Source organism: Zooshikella ganghwensis DSM 15267 (assembly GCF_000428585.1).
Taxonomy (GTDB): Bacteria; Pseudomonadota; Gammaproteobacteria; order Pseudomonadales; family Zooshikellaceae; genus Zooshikella; species Zooshikella ganghwensis.
This window is the reverse complement of sequence record NZ_AUAF01000005.1, coordinates 18135-42356: the sequence shown is the minus strand read 5'-3', so window position 1 is coordinate 42356 and position 24222 is coordinate 18135. Positions and strand designations below refer to the sequence as shown.

General features: G+C 44.1%; 22 protein-coding genes. 6 read left to right on the top strand and 16 right to left on the bottom strand.

Annotation, left to right across the window (positions count from 1 at the left end; genetic code table 11):
• Positions 1-13: 13 nt before the first annotated feature.
• The 10 genes from hemN to ccoN form a co-directional block, all read right to left on the bottom strand.
• Positions 14-1396, bottom strand: coding sequence for an oxygen-independent coproporphyrinogen III oxidase (gene hemN, locus F607_RS0102185; protein WP_027706727.1), 1383 nt, complete (start codon positions 1394-1396; stop codon positions 14-16).
• A 110-nt stretch (positions 1397-1506) separates the two neighbouring features.
• Positions 1507-2235: a sulfite exporter TauE/SafE family protein gene (locus tag F607_RS27810; RefSeq protein ID WP_051310738.1), complete on the bottom strand. Its 729-nt coding sequence runs from the start codon at positions 2233-2235 to the stop codon at positions 1507-1509.
• The gene (gene ccoS / locus F607_RS27805; RefSeq protein ID WP_038289657.1) at positions 2228-2425 is read right to left on the bottom strand and encodes a cbb3-type cytochrome oxidase assembly protein CcoS; all 198 of its coding nucleotides are present in this window, start codon (positions 2423-2425) and stop codon (positions 2228-2230) included. Before ccoS ends, F607_RS27810 begins: the two co-directional genes overlap by 8 nt.
• A 19-nt stretch (positions 2426-2444) precedes the next feature.
• Positions 2445-4976, bottom strand: a complete 2532-nt coding sequence (locus F607_RS27800) for a heavy metal translocating P-type ATPase (protein ID WP_051310736.1) — start codon at positions 4974-4976, stop codon at positions 2445-2447.
• Positions 4977-4991: 15 nt separating this feature from the next.
• The gene (locus tag F607_RS0102165; RefSeq protein WP_027706726.1) at positions 4992-5552 is read right to left on the bottom strand and encodes a FixH family protein; all 561 of its coding nucleotides are present in this window, start codon (positions 5550-5552) and stop codon (positions 4992-4994) included.
• Positions 5553-5563: 11 nt separating this feature from the next.
• A complete protein-coding gene (gene ccoG, locus F607_RS0102160) occupies positions 5564-6973 on the bottom strand; it encodes a cytochrome c oxidase accessory protein CcoG (RefSeq protein WP_027706725.1) in 1410 nt (469 codons plus the stop codon).
• Between the two features lie 117 nt (positions 6974-7090).
• Positions 7091-8077: a cytochrome-c oxidase, cbb3-type subunit III gene (ccoP, locus tag F607_RS0102155; protein ID WP_027706724.1), complete on the bottom strand. Its 987-nt coding sequence runs from the start codon at positions 8075-8077 to the stop codon at positions 7091-7093.
• Positions 8070-8255: a cbb3-type cytochrome oxidase subunit 3 gene (locus F607_RS0102150; protein ID WP_233468168.1), complete on the bottom strand. Its 186-nt coding sequence runs from the start codon at positions 8253-8255 to the stop codon at positions 8070-8072. Before F607_RS0102150 ends, ccoP begins: the two co-directional genes overlap by 8 nt.
• On the bottom strand, positions 8255-8962 hold the full coding sequence (ccoO, locus tag F607_RS27795; protein WP_051310734.1) for a cytochrome-c oxidase, cbb3-type subunit II: 708 nt from the start codon (positions 8960-8962) through the stop codon (positions 8255-8257). The genes F607_RS0102150 and ccoO overlap by 1 nt, the downstream gene beginning before the upstream one ends.
• A 15-nt stretch (positions 8963-8977) precedes the next feature.
• The gene (ccoN, locus tag F607_RS0102140) at positions 8978-10405 is read right to left on the bottom strand and encodes a cytochrome-c oxidase, cbb3-type subunit I (RefSeq protein WP_027706722.1); all 1428 of its coding nucleotides are present in this window, start codon (positions 10403-10405) and stop codon (positions 8978-8980) included.
• A gap of 744 nt (positions 10406-11149) precedes the next feature.
• On the opposite strand from ccoN, the gene F607_RS27790 reads away from it, so the two are divergent.
• Positions 11150-11800, top strand: coding sequence for an alpha/beta family hydrolase (locus F607_RS27790; protein WP_051310732.1), 651 nt, complete (start codon positions 11150-11152; stop codon positions 11798-11800).
• A gap of 130 nt (positions 11801-11930) precedes the next feature.
• The gene (gene rlmM, locus F607_RS0102125; protein WP_027706720.1) at positions 11931-13022 is read left to right on the top strand and encodes a 23S rRNA (cytidine(2498)-2'-O)-methyltransferase RlmM; all 1092 of its coding nucleotides are present in this window, start codon (positions 11931-11933) and stop codon (positions 13020-13022) included.
• A gap of 66 nt (positions 13023-13088) precedes the next feature.
• Here the strand turns inward: rlmM and F607_RS27785 are convergent, their stop codons facing one another.
• Entirely contained in the window at positions 13089-13415 is a 327-nt protein-coding gene (locus F607_RS27785; protein WP_084611068.1) for an antibiotic biosynthesis monooxygenase family protein, read from the bottom strand.
• A gap of 282 nt (positions 13416-13697) precedes the next feature.
• Here F607_RS27785 and F607_RS0102115 point away from each other — a divergent pair, with 282 nt between their 5' ends.
• Positions 13698-14594: a hypothetical protein gene (locus F607_RS0102115; protein ID WP_027706719.1), complete on the top strand. Its 897-nt coding sequence runs from the start codon at positions 13698-13700 to the stop codon at positions 14592-14594.
• 125 nt (positions 14595-14719) lie between these two features.
• Positions 14720-14965 (top strand): sulfurtransferase TusA, encoded by a 246-nt coding sequence (gene tusA / locus F607_RS0102110; RefSeq protein WP_027706718.1) that lies wholly within the window; start codon positions 14720-14722, stop codon positions 14963-14965.
• A 106-nt stretch (positions 14966-15071) separates the two neighbouring features.
• On the opposite strand, the gene F607_RS0102105 is transcribed toward tusA, so the two are convergent.
• From F607_RS0102105 to F607_RS0102090, 4 genes are all read right to left on the bottom strand, one after another.
• Complete coding sequence (locus F607_RS0102105) at positions 15072-15767, bottom strand: hypothetical protein (RefSeq protein ID WP_027706717.1); 696 nt, start codon at positions 15765-15767, stop codon at positions 15072-15074.
• Positions 15768-15901: 134 nt separating this feature from the next.
• Positions 15902-16993 carry a DUF3080 family protein gene (locus tag F607_RS0102100; RefSeq protein ID WP_027706716.1) on the bottom strand — a complete coding sequence of 364 codons (1092 nt, stop codon included), beginning with the start codon at positions 16991-16993 and terminating at the stop codon, positions 15902-15904.
• Positions 16993-18378 (bottom strand): MATE family efflux transporter, encoded by a 1386-nt coding sequence (locus F607_RS27780; RefSeq protein WP_038289654.1) that lies wholly within the window; start codon positions 18376-18378, stop codon positions 16993-16995. Before F607_RS27780 ends, F607_RS0102100 begins: the two co-directional genes overlap by 1 nt.
• A gap of 249 nt (positions 18379-18627) precedes the next feature.
• On the bottom strand, positions 18628-19176 hold the full coding sequence (locus F607_RS0102090; RefSeq protein ID WP_027706715.1) for an elongation factor P hydroxylase: 549 nt from the start codon (positions 19174-19176) through the stop codon (positions 18628-18630).
• A 351-nt stretch (positions 19177-19527) separates the two neighbouring features.
• On the opposite strand from F607_RS0102090, the gene F607_RS0102085 reads away from it, so the two are divergent.
• Positions 19528-19737 (top strand): cell division protein ZapB, encoded by a 210-nt coding sequence (locus tag F607_RS0102085; RefSeq protein ID WP_027706714.1) that lies wholly within the window; start codon positions 19528-19530, stop codon positions 19735-19737.
• Positions 19738-19971: 234 nt separating this feature from the next.
• Here F607_RS0102085 and F607_RS0102080 read toward each other — a convergent pair whose 3' ends face one another.
• A complete protein-coding gene (locus F607_RS0102080; RefSeq protein WP_027706713.1) occupies positions 19972-22095 on the bottom strand; it encodes a methyl-accepting chemotaxis protein in 2124 nt (707 codons plus the stop codon).
• Between the two features lie 287 nt (positions 22096-22382).
• Between F607_RS0102080 and aceK the strand changes: the two genes are divergently transcribed.
• Positions 22383-24110, top strand: coding sequence for a bifunctional isocitrate dehydrogenase kinase/phosphatase (gene aceK / locus F607_RS0102075; RefSeq protein ID WP_027706712.1), 1728 nt, complete (start codon positions 22383-22385; stop codon positions 24108-24110).
• Positions 24111-24222: the final 112 nt, after the last annotated feature.

Here is a 24222-nt window from a genome sequence, read left to right as displayed (position 1 = left end):
TACTAAGATGCGTTCATATTACTTTTGAAAAGCGTGTTGTTTCATTATTTCTGGTTAAGTATTGGTCAAATACCATACATATATTGCGAATTAATAGTTGGCCTTTGGGGTTAACAGTAAGATTATCCTCACTAATAGTCAGCAAGCCATCTTCTGCCATCAGTTGTAAAGCGTCTAGCTCATAAGCAAAATGCCGGTTAAAATCAATCCCAAACTGCTGCTCAATTTGCTGAGTGTTTAGCTCAAAGTGACAAATCAGCTGACTGATGACCTCTCTTCGCAGTGAGTCTTCTGTAGATAAAACAAAGCCTCGCTGAAATGGAAAGGTGTTTTGATTGACCTGTTGGCTGTAGTTATCTAGCTTACTGTGGTTTTGCCAGTAAGTATCACCAACCTGGCTTATTGCAGAGCAGCCTAAACCAAGTAAGTCACACGCTTTATGCGTCGTATAGCCTTGAAAATTGCGGTGCAGTTGCCCTGTGACTTTAGCTTCTGTCAGCTCATCATCAGGCAGTGCAAAGTGATCCATCCCGATATACACATAACCAGCATCGATAAGGTGCTCAATGGTGTGCTTCAGAATGGAAAGCTTTTCAGCTGGTGAGGGTAGGTCTTTTTCACTGATACGACGTTGTGGTTTAAATCGCTCAGGGAGGTGTGCATAATTGAAGATTGAGAGACGATTAGGTGCCAGTTCAAGGACCTTATCTAAGCTTGTCAAAAAGCTTTGAGTGCTTTGATGAGGTAACCCATATATCAAGTCTACGTTCACTGACTTGAAACTTAATGTACGGGCAGCATCAATAACTGCTAATGTTTCTTCTTCGGTTTGAACTCTGTTTACTGCCTGTTGCACGACAGGGTTAAAATCCTGAATTCCCAGGCTAATTCGATTGAAGCCTAACTGACGCAAGTGGCCCATCGTTGCCCAGTCAGCTTCTCTTGGATCTATTTCTATTGAGTAATCAGCACTCGCATCATCAACAAGTTGGAAATAATCGTTTGTTTTTTCCATTAACTGTTGCATAAGTTCTAAGCTTAAGTAGGTAGGTGTTCCTCCTCCCCAGTGTAATTGTGTTACTTCTCGTTGACCAAAATATTCTGCATGAAAATGCATTTCGCGAATCAGGTTTTTAATGTAACTGACAGCCTGAGAACGTTGCTTTGTAACAACTTTATTACAAGCGCAGTAGTAACAAATATTAGCGCAAAAAGGTATATGAAAATAAAGTGAAAGAGGTGTATTTAGCTGCTTGCTTTGCTTTGCAGCATTCAAATAGTCAACCTCAGAGAATGGTGCAGTAAATTCAACGGCAGTAGGGTACGAAGTATACCTTGGACCGTTTACTGCATAGCGGTGAATCAATTGACTGTCCCACTCAAGCGCTTGCACCATAATTAAAGCTGCCTCTCCTAATCATATTCAGGAGGTCAGTTTAGGTACGTTTGGTGTGGTTTGTCTTGATGTGCATCAAGCGCAATCTAGCTAGGTGCCAGTTAAAACAACTAATGCGACATATGATGTGTAATGGGGGTGTCATTATTTGGTAATAATGATTGAGTAATTGACATAAGCCAAGCTTGGTGAGGGCCGGGTATAGTCCAGCAACCAAAAAGAATAACAGAAATACCCAATAGCTGGCGAACACCATGGCTATCGAGCAAACGATGAAGCTGTTGAGCAAATAAACCTGAGGCTATCATGACAGGAAGTGTACCTAGTCCAAAGGCCATCATTAAGGTAGCAGCGTTCCAGGCACTGCCACTGGCAGCAGCCCAGGTTAGTGAACTATACACCAGTCCACAGGGCAACCATCCCCAAAGTCCACCCAAAACAAACGCGTGTTTGAATGATTTAAGAGGCATGAATTTTTGAGTGAGAGGTTTAATCTTCTGCCAAAGACGTCCACCAGCTTTTTCCAAATAGGTTAATCCACGCCACCAGTTTGCCAGGTATAGCCCCATTGCAACTAATAACAGTCCGGCTACAGTGCGTAGGCCTGTACCCAGCCCTAGCGACTGAATAGCCCAGCCCAATGAGCCAAGTAATAAACCGGCCAGGGCATAGCTGATAATTCGGCCTAAGTTAAAAAGTGCAAGATAAATGCTTGAAGAGCTTCCTGAGGGAGTTGATAGTGCAAGTGCTCCCATTAAACCACCACACATGCCTAGGCAGTGACCTGCGCCAAATACCCCTAGCAGGAAGGCTGTGGTGAAACTACTAGCGTCAATCATTCGCTTTGTTTTCTGATGTTGATATTGATGTTGTGGTTTTTTGAGCAGAAGGTTCTTGATCAAAAAGGATGCTATGGCTTGGGCTTTCTAAGTCATCATATTGTCCATCATCAACTGCCCAGAAAAACGCCCACACAGCAACAGCTACAAAAATGAGTGCGAGAGGCATAAGTAAATAGATAATGTCCATAAATACACTTGTTCTCTTATCAGGGGACAGTCTCCAAAGGTGGTATTTGAGATGGTTGAGCTTGAGCAGTGCTGACGTTCAGAGAGCTGGTTGTTCGCGTCAAACGTAAAGCATTTGCGACAACAAGCAGTGAGCTGCTTGCCATACCAATGGCGGCCATCCAGGGCTGGATAATACCACAAGCGGCTAAAGGTAAAGCGACAATATTATAACTCAGTGCCCAGATTAAATTGGCTCGAATAGTATTACGGGTTTGTTTGGCAGTATCAAATACCGTGAGGAGACTGCTTAACTGGTTGTTTAGCAGGACAATATCAGAGGTATTTTTGGCTAAATCACTACCACACCCCAATGACGCTGATACGTTTGCAGCTGCAAGAACGGGGACGTCGTTGATTCCATCGCCGACCATTAATACATTTTCACCCTGTTTTTGCAGAGTTTTTAGTTGGGCAAGCTTATCTTCTGGCGTCATATTAGCTTGCCAGGATGATATTGACAGGGATTCTGCAACACGCTTAACGACAAGTGATTGATCGCCACTAAGCAAGCTAAGTTGCATGTTTTGCTGATGTAAACCACTAATGGTGTGGGCGCTATCTGGCCGGAGGGTATCTGCCAGCTTTATCCAGCCTAACACTTCTTTTCTACTGGCAAAGAGAAGCCATTGTCCTGTTGGTTCTGGAGGCTCAAGTAAGGGAATGTTTAGCCATGAGCAAATGAATGCAGGTTTACCAACCCGGTATCGCTGTTCTGCTTGTGATTCGATGCGCTTACTATGCATATTTGTTAGAGGGTAAGCGATACTGCCTTCAATACCATACCCTGGATGATTTGTGACATTTTGTGCACGAATCGGAGTTGTTCGTTCTGCAAACGTTTTAGCGATTGGGTGTTCAGAGTGGGCCTCAAGCGCAGCAACATAATCCAGGATTGCGTCTGCCGACAATGTCTTACTTGTGGGAATAACTTGCTCCAGAGTAAGCCTGCCTTCGGTAAGCGTACCTGTCTTATCAAAAACAATATGGTTCACATGAGTCAGTGACTCTAAGACGCGGCTGCCAGTAATTAATATCCCTTGCTGGTAGAGCTTTCCGGTAGCTGCAGTGAGTGCAGTTGGGGTGGCGAGTGAAAGTGCACAAGGGCAGGTAACCACCAGGACCGCGAGTGTAATCCAAAAGGCATCATCAGGAGTATGCTGTGACCAGTAGCTGTACACGCCTATCGCGATAAGTATCACTGCGCTCACAAAATGGCTAGCCACTCGGTCAGCGAGTTGTGCAATCAGTGGTTTTTGCTGTTGAGCTTGCTCCAGTAAAGAAACTATATGAGCCAGTCGAGTTGTTTGTCCGGTTGCTGTTACTTGAATATCAATGGCGTGCTCGACATTGAGAGTACCTGCTAACACGGTATCATTTACTTGCTTTGTAACTGGCAAGTACTCGCCGGTCAGCATGACTTCATTACAAGTGGTTCTTCCCTGGGTGATAACACCATCTGCAGGGATCGGCTCGCCAGGCTTAATACGCAAGGTGTAACCTTTTTCAACCTCTATTGCTGCTATGGTCTGTTCCTGACCACTATCAACACGTGTCGCTTTGTCTGGTAAAAGCTTTAAGAGTCCTGAGCCATGCTGTGTTGTATGATGCCGTGCACGCATTTCCAGAAAACGACTGACTAATAAAAAGAAAGTGAACATACAAACAGAGTCAAAATACACTTCACCAGTACCTGTGAGCATAGCCCAGGTACTGGCTGTATAGGCTGCACCAATAGCTGTCGCTACAGGGAAATCCATGCTTAAGTGACGTGCTTTGACATCTCGCCAGGCAGCTTTAAAAAAGGGTTGTGCAGCGTAAAATACGACAGGTGTTGCTAATAGAAAGCTAACCCAACGAATAAAATCACGGTAGCTGTCTTCCATTCCTTGCAAAGCACCAGCATAAAGTGCAATAGCATACATCATGACCTGCATTGTACCGATTCCCGCAATAGCTAAACGGCGAATAGATTTACGGTATTCCTGCTGGGCAAGCTGTTGCTGCTTATCCATAGAAAAAGGGTGTGGTAGGTAGCCAATATAAGCGATATGCTGCATGATTTCGCTTAATTTCAGCTGTTCTGGCTGGTATTGGATAAAGGCACGATGTGTCGTTAGGTTAACCGAAGCCTGTACAACCCCTTGCAGTTGACTTAAGTGTTTTTCCAATAGCCAGATGCATGCAGCACAAGTGATTCCTTCTATGCTTAGACTCACATGGTATTGACCGTCAGCCAGCTGCTTAACGAGCTGTGTTTGAAGCGCTTGACGATCATAGACAGTGTAATCGTTGACTAGGGACTTTTTTTGATCTGGTTTTAGCGCTTGCTGTGTACGATATTGGTAATAATGAGCAAGTCCTTCACCCGCTATAGCCTCTGCAACAAACTGGCAGCCAGGACAACACATCGGTTGTTTTTCGCCATCAATTTCAGCTGAGTAGGGTGGTGTTCCAGAAATAGGTGTACCACAGTGGAAGCATGCTAATTGAGATGGTATTGGGTCCGCCATACTACACCTGATAACTTAATCGCTTGCCGTTTTCATAGTGGCAGGCTGAAGCGCAACAGTGATCGAGGGGGTATCAATATAACTGCTACCAATTAAACGCCAGCCTTCTCGTTGCTCCTGTATATCTAGTGCTTTAGGCGTTTCCAAATGAATATAGCGCTTACCTTTTACCTCATGCGGTAAAAAGCCTTCATACTCATTATCCGGGTTGAGCTGTACGGGAAGCGTAATATCTTCATCCGGTAAAGTTGGAGAAATGAAGCTTAAGGTTAAAGCTCGTGGTGCATTGGTCTTGGCAGGGGATAAAGTGACGCTTACCCGTTTCCGGCTGTTATCCAAGCTCACTGTTGCGGTGAGTCCCAGCGCTTGGGCATGGCGATCTCGTTCAAGCTCTTTTTCGATGGCCAGGCCTTCTTTGTAGTAGTCATCGACTACCAGCGAGTCCGCATGTTTAACGGCAATAACAATATAGGAGCTACCCAAAACGATGGCCAGCAGAGGAATAGCCAATAAAAAGCCTAGCCAAAAACGGCTATGCTTTTTATCTTCAGGAGAGAGCGATTGATTTTGTGCCATGGGGTTACTCTTTACTGCGAATTGGGAGCGATAAAGCGACTTTCTTGCGTAGTTCTGACTGTTTCATCATCCTTTGCCTGAACAGAAAAAACAAATGAACTGTTGGGTCGCTCTATCGCATCAGCTTTAACTTTGACGCGGATAGTGAGCTCTGCAACTAAACCACTTTCAATAAGCATGTTTTGTTTGGGTTCAATAACTGGACTATTTAAACCCTCAATATTTAACACAAATTGATGGGATTGATTGTCCATATTGGCCACTTTGACAGTGTATAGATTTTCAATATAACCATCTGAGGTAGTGTTGTATAAAGTGCTTCGGTCGCGGATGACTTCAAGTCCAACCGGTATACGGTCAGTAACGGTATAACTAAACATGCCAATTATGACAAGCAAGGCAACTAAATAGCCAATTAATCTGGGACGAAATAGGGTTGATTTTTCTCCTGCTAACGTATTTTGGGTGGTATAGCTAATGAGTCCTTTGGGGTAATCCATGCGCTCCATAATGTTATCGCAAGCATCAATACAGGCTGCACAACCAATACACTCGTACTGTAGGCCATCACGAATATCAATGCCTGTAGGACAGACTTGTACGCACATCTGGCAGTCGATACAGTCACCTAAACCTTTTTGTTGGTAATCAGCACCTTTTTTACGCGGACCTCTTTTTTCACCTCGCTGTGGGCTGTAGGAAACGATCAACGTATTGCTGTCGAACATGACGCTTTGGAAGCGAGCGTAGGGGCACATATAGATACAGACTTGCTCGCGCATCCAGCCTGCATTGCCGTAGGTTGCCAGGGTAAAAAAGGCAATCCAGAAATAAGCCCAGCCACTGGCTTCGCCATAAAAAAAAGCAGGGATCAATTCACGAATGGGTGAAAAGTAGCCAACAAAGGTAAAGCCTGTCGCTAAGGCAATAAGAAGCCAAAGGATATGCTTGGCAGACTTTTTCAAAAATTTCTGGCTGGTAAAGGGCGCTTTATCAAGTTTTATGCGCCTATTGCGATCACCTTCAGTGACTCGCTCAACCCACATAAATACCCAGGTAAAAACACTTTGTGGACAAGCATATCCACACCAAACCCGACCAGCCCACACTGTGATGAAAAACAGGCCAAAGGCACAAATAATAAGCAGCCACGACAGCAGCATAAAATCCTGTGGCCAAAAGGTCATTCCAAGAATATGAAATTTCCGTTCTGGCAAGTCAAACAGAATGGCTTGTCGATCTCCCCAGCTTAGCCAGGCCGCACCAAAGTAAAGGAGGAATAATAGCGTGCCACCGATGATGCGATAATTTCGAAAAACACCTTTGAACGCACGTGGGTAGATCTTGTCTTTTTTCTGATAAAGATCAACCACCTCGATCATTTCAGGTGCTTCACGGTCTTTTACATTATCTTGCGACATATCCTTGAGCCTGCTAAGAAACAACGTGATATAGGATGGTTTGGACCAGACACTATGATTTGGCCAAGCTGTCTGACAATCTTAGAAATTGAACAGACAGCTGAGGAGGAGGCTTTCTTACTTAGCTTGTGTGGGTGTAGTACTTTCAGCTTCTTTAGCTTTTTGGCCCAAGCTGTAAACGTAAGTGGCTACTAGGTGCACTCGGTTTTCACCCAGTACATCTTTCCATGCAGGCATGGCTCCATTTCGGCCATTGCGAATGGTGTACTCAACTTGATGCTGGGCACTACCATACAACCAAATGTCATCTGTCAAATTGGGGGCGCCAATATCATTGCTGATGTTGGCATTTAGGTAGCTGCCACGACCCTCAACACCATGACATGCAGCGCACTTACCTATATAACTTTCTTTACCTTTAGCTAGCTGATCCTCACTTGCTTTAGTGTCGATTCCGCTTAGGGCGCGTACGTAAAGTGAAACATTCGTCACTTCCTGATTAGACATAAACTGGCCCCAGGCAGGCATTTGCCCACGCCGACCTTCAAGCAAAGATTTTTTAATGGCATCTGCGTCACTGCCAAACAACCAGTCATTATCACTTAAGTTGGGGAAGCCGAAACGACCTTGCGCCGCAGAGCCATGACAAATCGCACAGTTGTTGGCAAAGATACGTCTTCCAATAGTGACAGCAGCTTCATTTTGAGCGAGCTCTGGGATAGGTGTGCTGGTGTACTGGTCAAATATAGGGCCATACTGCTCGTCAATACGTTTGACTTCATTTTTATACTGCATGGTTGACGACCAGCCTTCAGGATATTGCTCTTTGGCGACCAAACCAAGGATACCATTGAACTTGCCAGGAAGAATGCCTGGGTAAAGCACCAGATAGGCAGCACCAAACACAATAGTGGCTACAAATAAATAAAACCACCACTGAGGTAGAGGATTGTCATACTCTTCAATCCCATCAAAGCTGTGTCCCATCGTTTGTTCAGTGAGGGTGGGGCGCTGTCTGCGGCGCGTAGCAAACAACAACCAAACAATTAGTCCTAGGCAAGTCAGGGTGAGCACAAAAACCCACCCAGTCCAGAAATTACTCATGATGTTTTAGCTCCTGGTTGGCAGAATTTGGGCTAGCTAATTCATCCGCAAAGGGTAAATTGGCGGCTTCATCAAATTGTTTTTTTCGCTTACTGCTATAAGCCCAAAAGCACACCGCTAAAAAAGCGATCATGGCAAATACGGTTGCCAAACCGCGTAGTGTATTGATATCTATCATTACTCAGCTACCTCTTCAGTAGGGAGTGCTGAAGCGGGTTTTACACCACGTATGCCCCTTGGTACATAAGTGCCCAGGACCTGAAGATAGGCTACCAGGGCATCAAGCTCTGTTTTTCCTGCAACGTTAGCCGCCGCTGAGCTGATTTCATCATCAGCATAGGGAACCCCCACTTTACGCAGCGCTTCCATTTTAGCAGCAGTGTGTTTGCCATCTAGCACGTTCTCCGCGAGGAAAGGATAAGCAGGCATAACGGACTCAGGAACAACATCCCTAGGGTTGATTAAATGAGCCCGGTGCCATTCATCAGAGTAGCGGCCACCGACCCGAGCCAAGTCAGGCCCTGTGCGCTTAGAGCCCCATAAGAATGGATGGTCATAAACACTTTCAGCCCCTAGTGAGTAATGCCCATAACGCTCTGTTTCGGCACGGAATGGACGAATCATTTGTGAATGACAGCCTACGCAGCCTTCACGAATATAAATATCACGACCTTCAAGCTGCAATGCTGAATAAGGCTTGACGGCGAGCTGAACGACCTCTTGTTTACCATCAGTGAGCTTTTGCTCATAGGCCATTTTGTTTTCTGTCAAAGCCTTATCAAAGAACAGTGGAACGATCTCAACCAGGCCACCAAAGCTAATGGCAACTATGATTAAAATCACCATCAGGCCAACATTTTTTTCAACAATGTCATGGTTTTTCATTGGTGTACTGCTCCCTTAAGCCATTTGTGCTGCAGCACGAACTTGTTCTGGATCAGACTCACTCACGGTGCGCCAGGTGTTGTAAGCCATAAAGAACATGCCAGCCAGGAAGAAGAGTCCACCTATTGTTCTGACAATGTAACCAAATTCACTGGCCTCAACAGACTCAACGAAGCTATACATCAATGTGCCGTCTTTATGCACAGCACGCCACATGAGGCCTTGCATAATACCGTTAACCCACATTGAGGCGATGTACAATACGGTGCCAATCGTAGCTAACCAGAAGTGAACATTAATAAGGTCTGTGCTGTACATTTTTTCCTTACCAAATAGACGTGGGATAAGGTGATACACAGCACCAATTGAAATCATGGCAACCCAGCCTAGCGCGCCTGAGTGCACGTGCCCAATGGTCCAGTCGGTGTAGTGGGATAGTGCGTTAACCGTCTTTATGGACATCATCGGACCTTCGAACGTTGACATGCCGTAGAAGGAAAGCGAGACCACTAAAAAGCGAAGAATAGGATCAGTCTGCAGCTTATGCCATGCGCCAGAGAGTGTCATCATGCCGTTAATCATGCCGCCCCAAGAGGGTGCTAGCAGGATAAGTGACATGATCATGCCCAGGGTTTGTGCCCAGTCAGGCAGGGCAGTGTAGTGTAAGTGGTGAGGGCCAGCCCAGATGTAAATAGCGATCAATGCCCAGAAGTGAACAATAGATAGGCGATAAGAGTAAACAGGGCGACCTGCTTGCTTAGGCACAAAGTAATACATCATGCCCAGGAAGCCTGCAGTCAGGAAAAAGCCTACCGCGTTGTGGCCATACCACCATTGAATCATGGCATCTTGGGCACCAGCATAGACAGAGTATGATTTCCACAGGGTCACAGGAATTTCCATATTATTCACAATATGGAGCAGGGCAATCGTGACAATGAATGCACCATAAAACCAGTTAGCAACATAAATATGTTTGGTTCGGCGCTTCATGATGGTGCCAAAAAAGACAATTGCATAGCAGACCCAGACCACGGTAATAAGGATATCGATGGGCCATTCCAGCTCCGCGTACTCTTTAGAAGTGGTAATGCCCAGTGGCAAGGTAATGGCGGCGGCGACAATAACCAGTTGCCAGCCCCAAAAGGTAAAGGCAGCTAGTGCGTTAGAAATCAAAGGCGCTTGACAAGTGCGCTGTACGACATAATAGGATGTCGCGAACAAGGCGCATCCACCAAATGCGAAGATGACGGCATTGGTATGTAAGGGGCGCAATCGACCAAAACTTAACCAGGGAATCCCTGCTGATAAGTCTGGAAAGACCAGCTCGGCAGCAATGAATACACCCACGGCCATACCAACGATCCCCCAAATGACCGTCATAATGGCAAACTGGCGGACGACCTTGTAGTTGTACTCTGTGTGGTTGGTTGCTGTGCTCATGTTACGGTTCCATAAGTTGCGACTTCCGGAATGAATACGGTGAAGTTGTGGCAGGTTGGTGAAGTGAAGGCAATAGGATGCGCTGAAGTCAGCTGTTGGTGTGACTTCAAAGAGAAGTTGGCAATTGTTGACTTACAAAGCAGGCACCTGAACAAACATGTGTTCAGCTTGTGTACCTCTACCAAAGCGCTCATCAGGTATATTATGTTGCTTGTTCTTTGCTAATAGTTTAGCCGTTGTTTTTGTGTATAGAGGGTCGGCTGATAATCTAATGGGCAACAGATTGTGTACGGTTACCGTTTTATTTCTTAGAGGTGACACGTACGTTAGCTAACAAAGCTTTTCTTAACAGCGTTAATTCTGGCTATTGATGTAACATAAGTCACAATGCGAATAGACTCGCTAAATAAGTATATAGGTCAGACTAGGTTCACTGTTTTAGTTGTTGCTAATTATTTCAAACTTCCCCCGGCGAGGCGCGAGGATACGCGCTGAGTACATTCTATGTCAATATGGTGACGCTATTGCGACACTTTTTGGTAAGAATGACCTGTATTATATTGACATAAATCAAGACGTGACTATTGTGCCATAATTACCGCCTGTTGACAGTTTAAAACGCAGAAATATGAATAAAATATTTCCACTAAATGTTTTGTTGCTGTTGCAATGGTGTGCCAAATTTTGGCTTTAAATAACGGCAATGAAAGTCTAAGGCTATTGCTAAACAATCGGACGTGCATAATGTTTTCTGAAATACCCGCGTATTGGACTTATTCTCAACAGGAAAACGCGCCTTGTTTTGTTTTTGCTCATGGTGCAGGCGCACCTATGGATAGCCCATTTATGGCGTATTTTGCTGAGGCGATAGCCGCTCTTGGTGTAAATGTTATGCGTTTTGAATTTCCCTATATGGACCAGCGTCGAATCTCTGGTAAAAAACGTCCTCCAGATAGGCAGCCGAAGCTTCTTGAGTGTTGGGAGCATATGGTGCAACGGTTGCACGCTCAGCAAAAAGTAATCTTGGGGGGCAAATCAATGGGAGGGAGAATGGCAACACTACTAGCGTCTAATGACAGTTTGCCTGCTAATGTTTGTGGTGTAGCCTGTTTAGGGTACCCATTTTATGCAGCAGGAAAGCGCGATAAACCTCGTATTGAGCATTTACAGACACTTACAACTCCAACGTGCATTGTGCAGGGTACCCGTGATTCCTTGGGCAATAAGCACCATGTACAAGACTACAGTTTGAGTCCTGCTGTAAAGATTCACTGGTTAGCTGAAGCCGATCATGACTTAGTTCCTAGCAAACGCAGTGGTTTTTCAAAAGAAGCGTATTGGCAACAAGCTGCTAGTTGGGTAGCGCACTTTTGTCATGAAGTAGAACGCTATTAAAGACAAGCTATTCGTCATTGGTTAACAGCTATCAGCGATTTTGTCATAATGCGGGCTTAAGCAAACCTACAGGGTGATGCTCCCCTGGTCATTAAACCATAAAAAGTTAAAGCCATAATTGTAAGGTGTTATGAAGTTAAATTTACCTGAACCTTTTACCCATCTGGTGTTGTATTGCCGAGCTGGCTTTGAAAAAGATTGTGCTGCAGAAATTTCAACTGTAACCGCTTCGCTAGGCGTTGCTGGCTACGTTCAGGCAAAACCACAGCAAGGGTTCGTCATATTTCATTGTGTGGGAGATGACGGCAAAGATGCGTGCTGGTTGCAGTCCAAAATTAGCTTGAATGCATTAGTGTTTACTCGGCAGTGGTTGGCAGCAGGCCCTTTCTTAGATGACCTGCCACCAACGGATCGCTTAACCCCAATTCTGGATGCGGTCGATGGGTGGCCTCAGGTCGGAGAGTTATGGTTGGAATATCCTGATACCAACGAAGGAAAGCAGTTACATCGCTTTTGTAAGAAGTTAACCGTGCCGCTTCGTAAAGCACTAAAAGCTAAAAAAGTGTTATCAGCGCAAGAAAATCCCGCGTTACCCCGTTTGCACTTGTTCTTTTTAAATGGTCAGCAGTGTTATGTGGGTATCAACTTGGTAGGAAAAGGTGCTCGTTGGTTGAATGGGATTCCACGGCTGAAGTTCCCTAGCCAAGCACCCAGCCGTTCTACATTAAAGTTAGCTGAGGCTTGGCACAGCTTGCTCTCAAAAGAAGACGAAGAGCGATTGCTACAGCCTGGCATGAAAGCGGTTGATCTTGGGGCTGCACCTGGTGGTTGGACTTGGCAACTCGTGAGTCGTCATATACGCGTTACAGCAGTAGACAATGGTCCAATGGATACAGCACTGATGGAGTCGGGTTTGGTAGAGCATCTACGGGCAGATGGCTTTACTTTTGAGCCGTCTAAACCGGTTGATTGGCTGGTATGTGATATTGTCGATAAGCCTGCTCGGGTAACGGATATGATTATTCGCTGGCTAACCAGCGAGTGGACACGTCATGCGGTTTTTAATTTAAAATTACCAATGAAACAGCGTTACCAGGCTGTCGCCACGGCACTTGATCGACTTCATGCTGCCTGCCAGGAAGCGGGTTTTAACTATCGTATAGTGACAAAACAGCTTTATCATGACCGGGAAGAAGTAACTGTCGTGGTTTTGCGAGACTAGTACTTTACAAGCTAACAATTTGTCCTTTAGGACCATCATGATGTCTTTAACACCACACAAGGAACATTAGCGGTGTGGTGTTACGGACACTAATCCTAAATGCTGTTCACTGTGTATATAAATCTTAACTTCTTCTTCATAACAAAGCATGGGCCGTATTTGTCCAACCAGATTTTTACGAGCCTCACTGTATAACCATTTTTGCCAGGATTGGATGTCTGTCCAGTGGCTAATGAGTAGCCGATGATTTGCATCATTAACATCAACCAGCGACTCAGCAGAAATAAACCCAGATGCAATAACAACGGTTTGAAGTGCTTCTTTTAACAGAATTTCATAGTTAGGCTCAACGCCTTCAGAAAGCTGACGGCTCACAATCACCTTTATCATCATTTAACCCCTTTGGTTTACTCAGACTGCTTTTTTAGATAAAAGCACGCAGCAAAGATTGCGCTATACAGAAGTTTGGGCTTGCTTAGAACAGTATAGTCAGTACATTTCTCTAAGATCATTAATCAAGCCTTCGTTAATGTAAGTGACTAAAACAGCCATAGAATAATAAAAATGACAAAATGATGATTTTTTTTGCGATTTTTTATGACTTCTGCTAATCCTGAAGATAGGCCAATACCCGTTGGGTGATGTAGGTTGTTGGTATTGGGGAGAGGTAGATCGATGACTAAATCTGTAAGCACTTCCGTGACTTCAATATACCCCTGGAATTATGCTTTGCAGCTTTGGCACAGTCGGCAGCAGCCTACCCGACCGGTTATTGGCATGAGCTGGTACAACCAGCCAGTATCAGCCACTCAGTTAAGGGAGTACTTAACCTGCTGTGGTTTGGATGTGGTGGAGGCTTTTCGTGCAGCAGAGTGGAGTGGTTACTTTGAAAACCAACTGCCCCCACTTTTTCCCTTAGTGATGAGTTTTCCGCTTCATACGCAGTTATTACTCAGTGATCATGCTAGTCAGTTAGCGGTTTGGTTACGTATTGTGTCTTGCCAGGTGCGCGTTAACCAAGCCTTAAGCCCACAGCATAGCTTTGACTTTAGTATTCACTATTACGCTTCAGATAGTGAGTTTCCCTGGGTAAGAATACTGGGTTATCAGTTGGAACAGCTGGTCTGGGAGTGTGAGCTGGCATTTAGTAGCAGCAGTAAAGAAGTCTTTCCAAAAGAGGTAGTTGAGCAAAGGCAAGCGCTTTTGGGCCAGGCCACACAATCAGTCGAATCCAGTTATAATGTGGGGCGTTGGTATTTACATACTACTCAGGCGAAGGCGTTTTCACAGTTAGTTCGTGATTTCCATCCAGCGCATTTATCCAATGTGATGGCAAAATGCCTAGGTTATCAGCGTGCTACAGTCAATGCCGTGTGGTTACTGTCGGCAGCATTGAGCTATTTACCCCTGCCACGCTACCCCATACAAATACAAAGTTACTTTCCTAGTCCCGCTTATGTTGACTCGGTGGTTGAGCTCAAAGCCACTCAAGGTCCACAAGGTCATGATTTTCGGATTGTCTCGGCAATGACGCCACGACTAGCTTTAGGGCAGCTAGTCGCTTTGCATTAGTCAAATATCACCAGCGCATTTGGCTGAACTCGTCGTATACAAACCAAGCGAACTAACGACGATTAGAGTCTATGGCTTGATTTTGTTAAAGTTGTGTTTTATTGACTCGACAAAACGTACTCACTATGAATCCACACCCTGACCATATTCTTGATACCTGTGGCCTAATGTGTCCAGAGCCTGTAATGTTGCTTCACAATAAAATCAGAGAGTTACAGACAGGAGAAGTACTACAGGTAGTGGCTACGGACCCATCCACAACGCGTGATATTCCTAAATTTTGTATTTTTTTACAGCACGAGCTGATTGCTCAGGAGCAAAATGACACCCAGTATATTTACTATATCCGTAAGGGTTCTGAAGGTGAGTAAATAATAGATGGAGCGTTTTTTTAAGCATAGTTAATAAGCTTTCCCCCCTTTACTGTTGATAAAAAAGGGAAAGCATATTTAATGTGTAATTACCCTTAATTTAAGATTAAGGGTCTACCAATAACGAAAAAGCGGCTATGGCATCGGGATCGTTAGCTTTAATTTTATTAGCAATGCGATGATGAAAAAAATATTTAAAGCCGTCATGTTGCTGTGCGGGAAACAAACAAGGGTCTCCTTTTAATACGGGCGTAGATTTAACTTTATTTTTATCAATAATCATCGCAAAAACCATTCCGTTATTGAGTAATTGCCAGCTGATCACTTCTTCTAAGGAAAAAGAGGCGAAGTTGTCAGTCGTGATAATGGCATGGGTGCCAATACTGTCAGGAATTTCATGGACGATATCATCTGGGCTTTGGAACGCAGTCTTGTAGTACTCTGCTGCTGTTTCCAGCTCGACGACTTTGTGAATAGGAGCTTGATAAAAGATTTCATCAATACCCTGATCATAGTAGCCTTCCCAGTGGCCATTCAACGGATCCCGTAGTTCATCGCAAGCAACAATGTCATTTAGCCAAGGCACTAAAGCTACCACTTCACCGTTAGTACGTAAGGCCCAGCATAGGATTTTCATACTAAACAGTTTGTTGGGATTTGCATCATTGCTGTACAGCATTTCCAAGCCATCAAGCTCGGGGGACAGGCGAATAATGCGTTTAGACTCTTCCGGTGAGATGGGCTTCCGTGTGAACATGTCAATGACATTATCTGTGCGCTTACGAGCGTGCACGTTACTCATAGCTAACCCCTCTCAGTTCGTGGTGCCTAATTATTGTTGTTATAGCCAGGTAAACGGGCACCACAAAAAAGTGACTTCACTTACTAGTATAGTTAGTGGGTTTTTAGCAACGCAAATCTGGATAGTCATTAAGGTTATATTGGGTCTGTTTGAAGGGCGCTGACAGGAATAGCACATTGCTCGAGAATTTGTTTCCAGTACGCAATATGTCGTGTGGTTTGCTGTTTAAGCATGGCATGGAGTCCAGAATTTTCGGCAATGGTCTTGGCGAAAAACTGCTTCATGGCAGGAGGGATTTGCTCGCTGGGTAAAGTACTCAGTAAATGCTGATGGGTTGTTTGCCATTGCACAAGTTGCTGATTAAGCTGAGCGAGATAGGGCTGAATCTGTTGTAAATAATATTTTTGTAATACTTGGCTGAGTATGCGTGATTGGGGAGTAGGGCGGCGTTGTGGACATATCTGCTGAGCATCCACCTTTGCCATTAACCGATTCGCTGCTTTTAACATGGTATTGGCTAACATACTTGCGCGTATCAGTTCACCACCTGTGGCGCGTTGTTGGAGTTTTTGCAGATGTTGGTTGAGTGTTAATGTCAGTATTTTTAAGTCATTTATAGGCGTGTCGCGTTGCTGGCTAAAAGTGATTAGGAAATTAAGAGCCTCCAGCGTGGGGGTTAGGCTGGGGGGATGGGCAGACAGAGGAGGGGTTGCCAGGCTGAAATGATGCTGCATTTCACTAGAACTATAAAGCGCATTCCAATACGTCAACGGTAGTTGTGCCTGTTTAGCGTGAATCCATTGCTGGAGATTTTCTTGCAGTTCAGCGGACGTGGTCTCTGGATGGTGGAGACAGGCGGAAAGTTCAGGGAGTAATTGTCGCTCATAAATAGCTTGTTGGGTAATGGGCATCACTTTGCCCAATGCACTATTTCGTTCAGCAATTCGCTGAGTGAGAGTGTGGCAGTGTTTGATCGAAAGGATGGCAAGAAAATTTAGCCGAATTGCTTCAGGCTCTACCCAGCGTGCTGTTCGGCTGGGATATTGCCATAATGTCCAATCAATGTCAGTCGTTGGTGTTGCTTGTTCTAGACTGCGCGCCAAGCGCTCTAAATAGTCATCGAGTTTTGCTGCAGGTGAGTCACTCTGGCAACCTGCCAATGGCAGGCTGCCTATTAATATCAGGCAAAGCAATATTGACTGGTAACACCATTGTTTTACGGTCACTAACTCACCTGGTTGGCCGCGGCGGCAGGAGCCGCAGACGTTATGTGCTGTTGGCTAATATAAACGACTCGGGCAAGCAGTAAGATAGCAGCAGCCGTCAGCCCGCTGACTAAACCGATCCAAAAGCCTGCCGGACCCATAGCGGGGGTGATAAAGTCAGTTAAGCCAAACAGATAACCTATTGGTAAGCCAATACCCCAATAAGCAATGATGACGACCATCATAGGGATTTTGGTGTCTTTGTAACCGCGCAGAATGCCATTGGCTGCAACCTGCAAGCCATCAGAAAACTGGAACACCGCGGCATACCATAACAAGCCAACAGTAAGCTCAATAACCGTAGAGTCACTGGTATAAACCTCTGCGAGAAAATGAGGGAATGCCAACATACAGCTTGCGGAAAAAACGGCATAACCTAAGGCCAGCATAATACCCAGCTGCCCAGCTTTTTTGGCATTAACAGGTTGCTGTCCACCTAGCCAGTGGCCAATCCGAATTGTCACAGCCATAGCGATACTAAATGGCACCATAAAGGCAATCGAAGAAATATTGATGGCAATCTGGTGGCTGGCAACAATTTCTGCACCCAGTCGGCCTAATAGTAAGCTCACGATAGAAAAGATACTGGCTTCGGCAAAGATTGAAATCCCCATAGGCAAGCCTAATGCTAGTAATTCCTTTATCATTCCAAGCCTTGGTAGTGACCAGTGGCGAAACAGTCCAAAATGCTTAAGAGATGGAGCTAAGTGGGTATAGATAGCAATTAGCACCATCATTGTCGCTGCCACTGTTGCGGTAGCCCAGCCACAGCCAACAGCACCCATGGCAGGAAAACCAAATTTACCGTACATAAAAATATAGTTGGCTGGAATATTTAACATTAAACCAATTAGCATGAATGTCATGCCGGGTTTAGTTTTTCCTACACCCTCACAGTAACTGGTAAATACATTAAATAAACTCAAAGCAGGCATACCAAAAGCGAGTGCTGTTAAGTATTGGCTAGAGAGTGGAATGATGTCAGGATCAACGTCAAGCCAATGCAATAATGGTTTGATATTCGCTAATAAAACAGCCAGTAATAGACCACATACCAGGCCAATCCATAAACCTTGTTGGCCGTAGGTGCCTATATCATCATTACGCTTGGCGCCAAATAAGTGGGCGACAGTGGGGGTCAGCGCCATGTAGGTGCCTTTAGCGAATAAATACAGTGGTACCCATACGCCTGCGCCAATGGCAATAGCTGCCAGGTCCAAAGCACCTAGCTGGCCTGCCATGATTGTATCGGTTAGCCCCATACCAGAAGCTGCCAGTTGGGTAATAATAATCGGGTAAGCTAAGTGCAAAATATGCCTTGCTTCCTGAAGTATCCCTTTGCTCATGAAACTCCTACTTAATAAACTGCGTGAAGCGATATATCTCGGTAGCGGCCATAGTGAGGCAGAGAAGTTGCCAGAAATGGTGTGTTGTGACGTGGTGGCCGGCTAAGGATAACAATAAGAAGCGCGTAAAAATGTAGAGCCGGTATTATATCATTTTTTAACAGAAAGCCCAGTATTTAGCGCTGGCAAAGTAAAAGGAAAACAGCCGATAAAGAGGGCTTCACTGTTTATTTTATAGGGGATAAATAACTAACAATGCTCTGTTGAAAATAACGTCAAATTAATCGTTTTTTCTGTATTATAAAATTGACTGAGTGCTTGCCGAAAACGTTCTGCTCTGGCGGGAAGTCCACATTGAGCATATACCAGGACTTGTTGGTAAATAGCCTGCTTAAAAGGCTGGGGATTAATGTATTCATTATTGATGAGGTTATCAACACTCACTTTAAATGGATAACCTGCCGCTACTGATAAAATCCATTCGATAGCTTGAGGTTTAACCTCTACTTTTTCGAAAAGCTGTTGTTGCGCTTTGGTTCGGCCATCAGGTTTGTACCAATAGCCATAATCAATCTGTTGGCGGCGCTGTTCTCCTGCAATAAACCAGTGGGCACACTCATGAAGGGCACTGCTGAAGTAACCATAGGCAAAATAAATCCCATGATAGGCGCGCCGCTCATCAGCGGGTAAATAAATGGGTTCATCATCACCTTTGATAAGATACGTATTATGAGTTTTGGCAAAACACTGATTAAACAGGTTAATAAGGTCTTGGTAATGGTACTGCGTACAACTCAAATTTCTCTCTCCAATAGTAGTAAGTGGACAATGCAAGAGATGCGAGTTATTAACCCAGTGATTATAAGTGAATGGAAAAATATCATCAAAATGTCATGGCGGTTTGGCAAGGGGCTACGTATTCTTTAACAGATAAACCACGTTGCGGGTTACGTCGTTGATTGGGGGAAATTAAGCTCTTTATGGTTGTCCAATGACATAGGTTGCAAGTGATGGGCTTTGTTGTTGGGTGATATACGACTTTGGAGAGGTGTTTTTATGTGCTTCACAGTCAAAACGTGATTTAATTTATGTTTTTCAGTGTCTATAATCTGCGGTCATAGTTGTTGATAAAAATAGAAAGAGCGCATTATGTCTAATGATCATTTAGCCAAGTTAGAAGAAAAAGTACAACATGTGGTTGATACGGTGAGTATCCAGAAAATGGAGCTGGAAGAGCTGCGTGAACAGAAGGCCAAACTAGAGGAAGAAAATGCTACGTTAAGGGAAGAATTAGCCAATTGGAGCGACCGTTTAGGGAGTTTGCTGGGACGTCTGGAAGGTGTTGCTGAAGAAGTCTGAGCGACTGACTATATCAGAGACAAGTTCTGGCTAAACGGATTGTATTGTCTTTTGCGTTAATGCGATGCCAGCATTCAGCATAATTTAAAGCAGGCAGGTTAATTGGTTACACCCTTGCGATGTAGCAAACTGTCCTTGTTTTAGTGTGTCCATGTTAGGTAGCTTGCTACCTAACATGTGTTGTACGCTATGTGAATTATATGGACCTTGATCCAAAAAAATCACAATAGCAAATTAAAATTTAAAGCGGTTTATTTTTCCGCTTAACTCGTCTGAAAGATGACTTAATTGCTCACTTTGCTTGCTTGAGTTATCAGCGCCTTCTGCTACTTCTCCTGCCACATCACTAATTGTCGTGATATTTTTAGTGATATCTTCAGAGACAGCATGCTGTTCTTCTGCTGCACTGGCAATTTGGGTTGCCATATCATTAATACGGCTGATGGCATGAACAACTTCTTCTAGCCGTTTGGCCGCCTGTTGAGACTGCTCAACAGAGGTATGTGTCATCTCACTGCCCCGACTCATGGTTTGCACGGCTTGCTCAGTTCGATCTTGAAGGGCATTGATGGTTTGACGGATTTCATCGGTTGAGTTTTGAGTCCGGCTGGCCAGGGTTCTAACTTCATCAGCAACCACAGCGAAACCTCGTCCTTGCTCACCGGCACGAGCTGCTTCAATTGCGGCATTTAAGGCCAGCAAATTGGTCTGTTCTGCAATCGAAATAATGACATCTAATATACTACTGATGTTTTCACTATCTTCTTTAAGCTGTTCAATTACCTTGACGGCGTGCTCTACTTCATCTGACAGTTGCTGTATGGTAGATGCACTGCGATTAACGATTTCCTGCCCTTCTAAAACAGATTCATTTGCTGCGCCTGCTGATTGGGCAGTTGCAGCGGCGTTACTCGCTACCTCATTGGCTGCGCATGACATTTCATTGATCGCGGTGGCTACTTGATCTATTTCAGCGCGCTGACGTTGTACACCATTACTGGTTTCTTGAGCAATTTGCGAGCTTTGCGCAGCAGAGTCATCAACTTGATCAATGGTTTGTGCTACGTCTTTGACCATGTTCTGGATTTTTTCAATAAATAAATTGACGCGATTAGCTAGGCTGCCTACCTCATCGCGTCGGTTAATTTCAATTCTACGGGTTAGGTCACCATCACGTTCTGCCAGGTCATCAACCAGGCTAACAACTTCTTTAAGTGGTTTCGATATTGATGCGGCTACACGCCATAGCACGATTAATGCGAGAGCTGTAATAAGGGAACCCGTAATTAATTGCCCAATCAGGCTTTCGTTGAACTGCTCCGTAACCTGTGTAGACATGGCATGCACATCTGCAAACGCAACACTTTTGGGAACAGAAATAACCAGAGCCCAAGGGGTTTTAGCCTGACCTACCGAGAATATGGCAGTACTGGTAATTAGCTCCTCATTTTCAGTCACCACACTGCTGCCTTGTTTAATAGCATCAATAACAGGCTTCCACTCACTTAAGGCAGCGACCGGCTTACCCACTAAAGATGGATCTCCAGTATTGGCAACCATCACGCCATGATAACTAATGAGTGCAACACTACCACTACCTTCATAAAGTTGGCTGTTAATTTCGGTGCTAATTTCCTGTAAGAAATTAAGTGAGTAGTCAATACCTGTGATTCCAAGAAACTTACCATTAACAACGATCGGTGTGACAAAGGAAGAGAGTAGTGTCATTACCCCTTGGATATCATAAGGCGCGGGATCAATAATACATTCATTGAGGGTTTCTTTGGGGCACAAGTAATACTCACTTTCACGTATACCTGATACGGTTTGTTTGGTGGCGTATAGATTCATCAGTGGACGACCGTCAACCTTGCCGGAGGGGCTGCGATTCCAATAAATAGCAAATTGACCTGATGATGGCATTGAGTGAATAAACTCACCATCTTTATACATCGCATCATTGCCATCAAAAGCATTTGCTTCCCAGCCGGTATAAGCACCTAGAAAGTCACTATTTGCTTCTATTAAATGTTTAGTTATTTGGCTTACTAACTCTCGGCTATTTGCAATCTGCATGGAAGCGCCACTTTGATAATAGGCTTCTAAACTTTGTGCAAACGTCCTGGCGGCTGTTATGGCTTTTTCCATGCGGCGCTGCATACGTTGAGCTTTGCCAGCAGTGAGTGATGACAGGCTTTCTTTAATTTCATTTGACATTAAAGTCTGCGAAGTGTCACTGACATACTTTTGAGTATTCAGTGCCGTGTATAGTGCAAACCCCACCACTGCAAATAAAGAAATAATCAAGCAAATGCTAGTGTAAACGAGGATACTCGTTTGAACTGAGCGAAACTTCATACTGATTGCTCCACATCTCTAATTACACTTTATACCCTCTACTCCGCAGCATTTTGTTGGGAGAGTTCTTTGTAAAGTTGTTGATTGTATGATTAAAAAAAGATAAGTAAGGGTATACATTCTTTCAGTATGGCAGAAGAATTCTAAAATCACCTAAAAAACTATGTTTTGAAGAGTGACGACAGCAAATCCAAAGAAATGATTCGTGAAGGGTATAATTGAGTAAATCTTCAAAAGATTATAAATCAGGCATAAATGAATAATTACTAAAAATATAAGGGAATAAAATGACCACTCAATGGGGACAACGTATTGCAACATCAGTACTTGAAGGTTTTGCAAACTATCGATCAACATTTACTTATATTACATTAGGCGCAAAGAAGCGCTTTGAGGAAGCGTGTTGGCTTGATGTTCAACAAGCTTCTATGGACCGTATTAATCTTTATGATGATGCGGTTGTGGCAGTGACGGATTGTTTGACAGAAGAAGTTGCGCATGGGTATGACTCGTTGAGTGTCTGGAAAGAAGCGAAGCGCTGTTATGCAGCGTTAATTCGTAGCCGAACTGATGGTGAATTAGCTGAGACATTTTTTAATTCGATTTTTTGTCGTATTTTTAGGCATTACGAAATAAAGCCAGAAAATTTATTTGTTTTTTCTACTCAGCCAAAAGTTAAAGCAGCAGATGAAGCTTCAATTATTTTGAGTTATCGACCAGCTTTTGGCCTGGTGAAAATGGTTGATAGGATTTTGGTTGATTGTAACTTCAATATCCCTTATGCCGATCGACGTCAAGATGTGGTCAATATTATTCGTACTGCTCAACAGCAGCTAGGATTTGTTTTTGCTGATAGCAAAGATATGGAAATTGATATTATTCGCTCTGTTTTCTTTCGTAATAAAGCAGCATATCTCGTGGGAAGAATACGCATTCGTGAGAATACCAAACCTTTCATCATTGCACTAATGAATAATGAACAAGAGGGAATATATGTTGATGCATTAATTACAGACCCAGATGAGGTCAGTATCATTTTTAGCTTTACGCGCTCTTACTTTATGGTTGATGCGCCAGTGCCTGCTGCTTTTATCGCTTTTTTACAAGACCTTTTACCTTGGAAGCAACGCTATGAACTGTATAATTCCATCGGTTTTTATAAGCACGGTAAAACGGAGTTTTATAGAGATTTTGTTCAGCATTTAACAAAAACAGATGATCAGTTTGTTATTGCGCCAGGGGTGAGAGGCATGGTGATGATTGCCTTTACCCTGCCATCAAGCCAAACAGTCTTTAAAGTCATTAAAGATAATATTGCACCACAAAAGGAAGTGAATAAAGAAACCGTTAAAAAGAAATATTATTTAGTAAAAATGCATGACCGTGTTGGTCGCATGGCAGATACTCAGGAGTTTTCGCACTTTGTTTTTCCTAAAGCACGTTTTCATCCAGAATTATTAGCGGAGTTACTGGCGGAAGCACCTTCAGTTGTTCGGGTTGTTGGTGATTCAGTCATTATTGATCATCTTTACACAGAACGACGGATGATCCCCTTAAACTTATATATAAAGGATGCGACCGAGCAGCAGTTAGAGGCTGTTTTAGATGACTTTGGTAATGCGATAAAACAACTTGCGGCAGCCAATATTTTTCCCGGTGATATGTTATTGAAAAATTTTGGTGTAACCCGTCATGGGCGTGTGGTTTTTTATGATTATGATGAAATTTGTTATTTAACGGAGTGTAATTTTCGCCAGATACCACCGCCACGCTTTCCTGAAGATGAGATGGCGGCAGAGCCTTGGTACTCTGTTGGTGCTAACGACATTTTTCCCGAAGAGTTTGCTATTTTTATTTTTGCTGATGTACGCATTCGCAAGTGTTTCACTGACCTGCATGGTGAGCTGTTTGCAGCCAGTTATTGGCAACGCATTCAAAAGGTTATTCGTGAAAATCAGGTGGTAGATGTCTTTCCTTATCGGCGTAAGCAGCGGCTGGCACGACGTCTTAGTTAATAACCGTGGTAAACAACAGGTTGTAGGATGGCGTTCAAAAAGGCTTAATCATTACGATCCTCTGTAATCTCATTGAAGCGGCTAAACTTAGTTAAAACTATAACTTTATGGT

Bases quoted from the DNA above. Each gene is read 5' to 3' on its own strand.
- hemN (WP_027706727.1), bottom strand. From the start codon at position 1,396: ATGGTGCAAGCGCTTGAGTGGGACAGTCAATTGATTCACCGCTATGCA.
- F607_RS27810 (WP_051310738.1), bottom strand. From the start codon at position 2,235: ATGATTGACGCTAGTAGTTTCACCACAGCCTTCCTGCTAGGGGTATTT.
- ccoS (WP_038289657.1), bottom strand. From the start codon at position 2,425: ATGGACATTATCTATTTACTTATGCCTCTCGCACTCATTTTTGTAGCT.
- F607_RS27800 (WP_051310736.1), bottom strand. From the start codon at position 4,976: ATGGCGGACCCAATACCATCTCAATTAGCATGCTTCCACTGTGGTACA.
- F607_RS0102165 (WP_027706726.1), bottom strand. From the start codon at position 5,552: ATGGCACAAAATCAATCGCTCTCTCCTGAAGATAAAAAGCATAGCCGT.
- ccoG (WP_027706725.1), bottom strand. From the start codon at position 6,973: ATGTCGCAAGATAATGTAAAAGACCGTGAAGCACCTGAAATGATCGAG.
- ccoP (WP_027706724.1), bottom strand. From the start codon at position 8,077: ATGAGTAATTTCTGGACTGGGTGGGTTTTTGTGCTCACCCTGACTTGC.
- F607_RS0102150 (WP_233468168.1), bottom strand. From the start codon at position 8,255: ATGATAGATATCAATACACTACGCGGTTTGGCAACCGTATTTGCCATG.
- ccoO (WP_051310734.1), bottom strand. From the start codon at position 8,962: ATGAAAAACCATGACATTGTTGAAAAAAATGTTGGCCTGATGGTGATT.
- ccoN (WP_027706722.1), bottom strand. From the start codon at position 10,405: ATGAGCACAGCAACCAACCACACAGAGTACAACTACAAGGTCGTCCGC.
- F607_RS27790 (WP_051310732.1), top strand. From the start codon at position 11,150: ATGTTTTCTGAAATACCCGCGTATTGGACTTATTCTCAACAGGAAAAC.
- rlmM (WP_027706720.1), top strand. From the start codon at position 11,931: ATGAAGTTAAATTTACCTGAACCTTTTACCCATCTGGTGTTGTATTGC.
- F607_RS27785 (WP_084611068.1), bottom strand. From the start codon at position 13,415: ATGATGATAAAGGTGATTGTGAGCCGTCAGCTTTCTGAAGGCGTTGAG.
- F607_RS0102115 (WP_027706719.1), top strand. From the start codon at position 13,698: ATGACTAAATCTGTAAGCACTTCCGTGACTTCAATATACCCCTGGAAT.
- tusA (WP_027706718.1), top strand. From the start codon at position 14,720: ATGAATCCACACCCTGACCATATTCTTGATACCTGTGGCCTAATGTGT.
- F607_RS0102105 (WP_027706717.1), bottom strand. From the start codon at position 15,767: ATGAGTAACGTGCACGCTCGTAAGCGCACAGATAATGTCATTGACATG.
- F607_RS27780 (WP_038289654.1), bottom strand. From the start codon at position 18,378: ATGAGCAAAGGGATACTTCAGGAAGCAAGGCATATTTTGCACTTAGCT.
- F607_RS0102085 (WP_027706714.1), top strand. From the start codon at position 19,528: ATGTCTAATGATCATTTAGCCAAGTTAGAAGAAAAAGTACAACATGTG.
- F607_RS0102080 (WP_027706713.1), bottom strand. From the start codon at position 22,095: ATGAAGTTTCGCTCAGTTCAAACGAGTATCCTCGTTTACACTAGCATT.
- aceK (WP_027706712.1), top strand. From the start codon at position 22,383: ATGACCACTCAATGGGGACAACGTATTGCAACATCAGTACTTGAAGGT.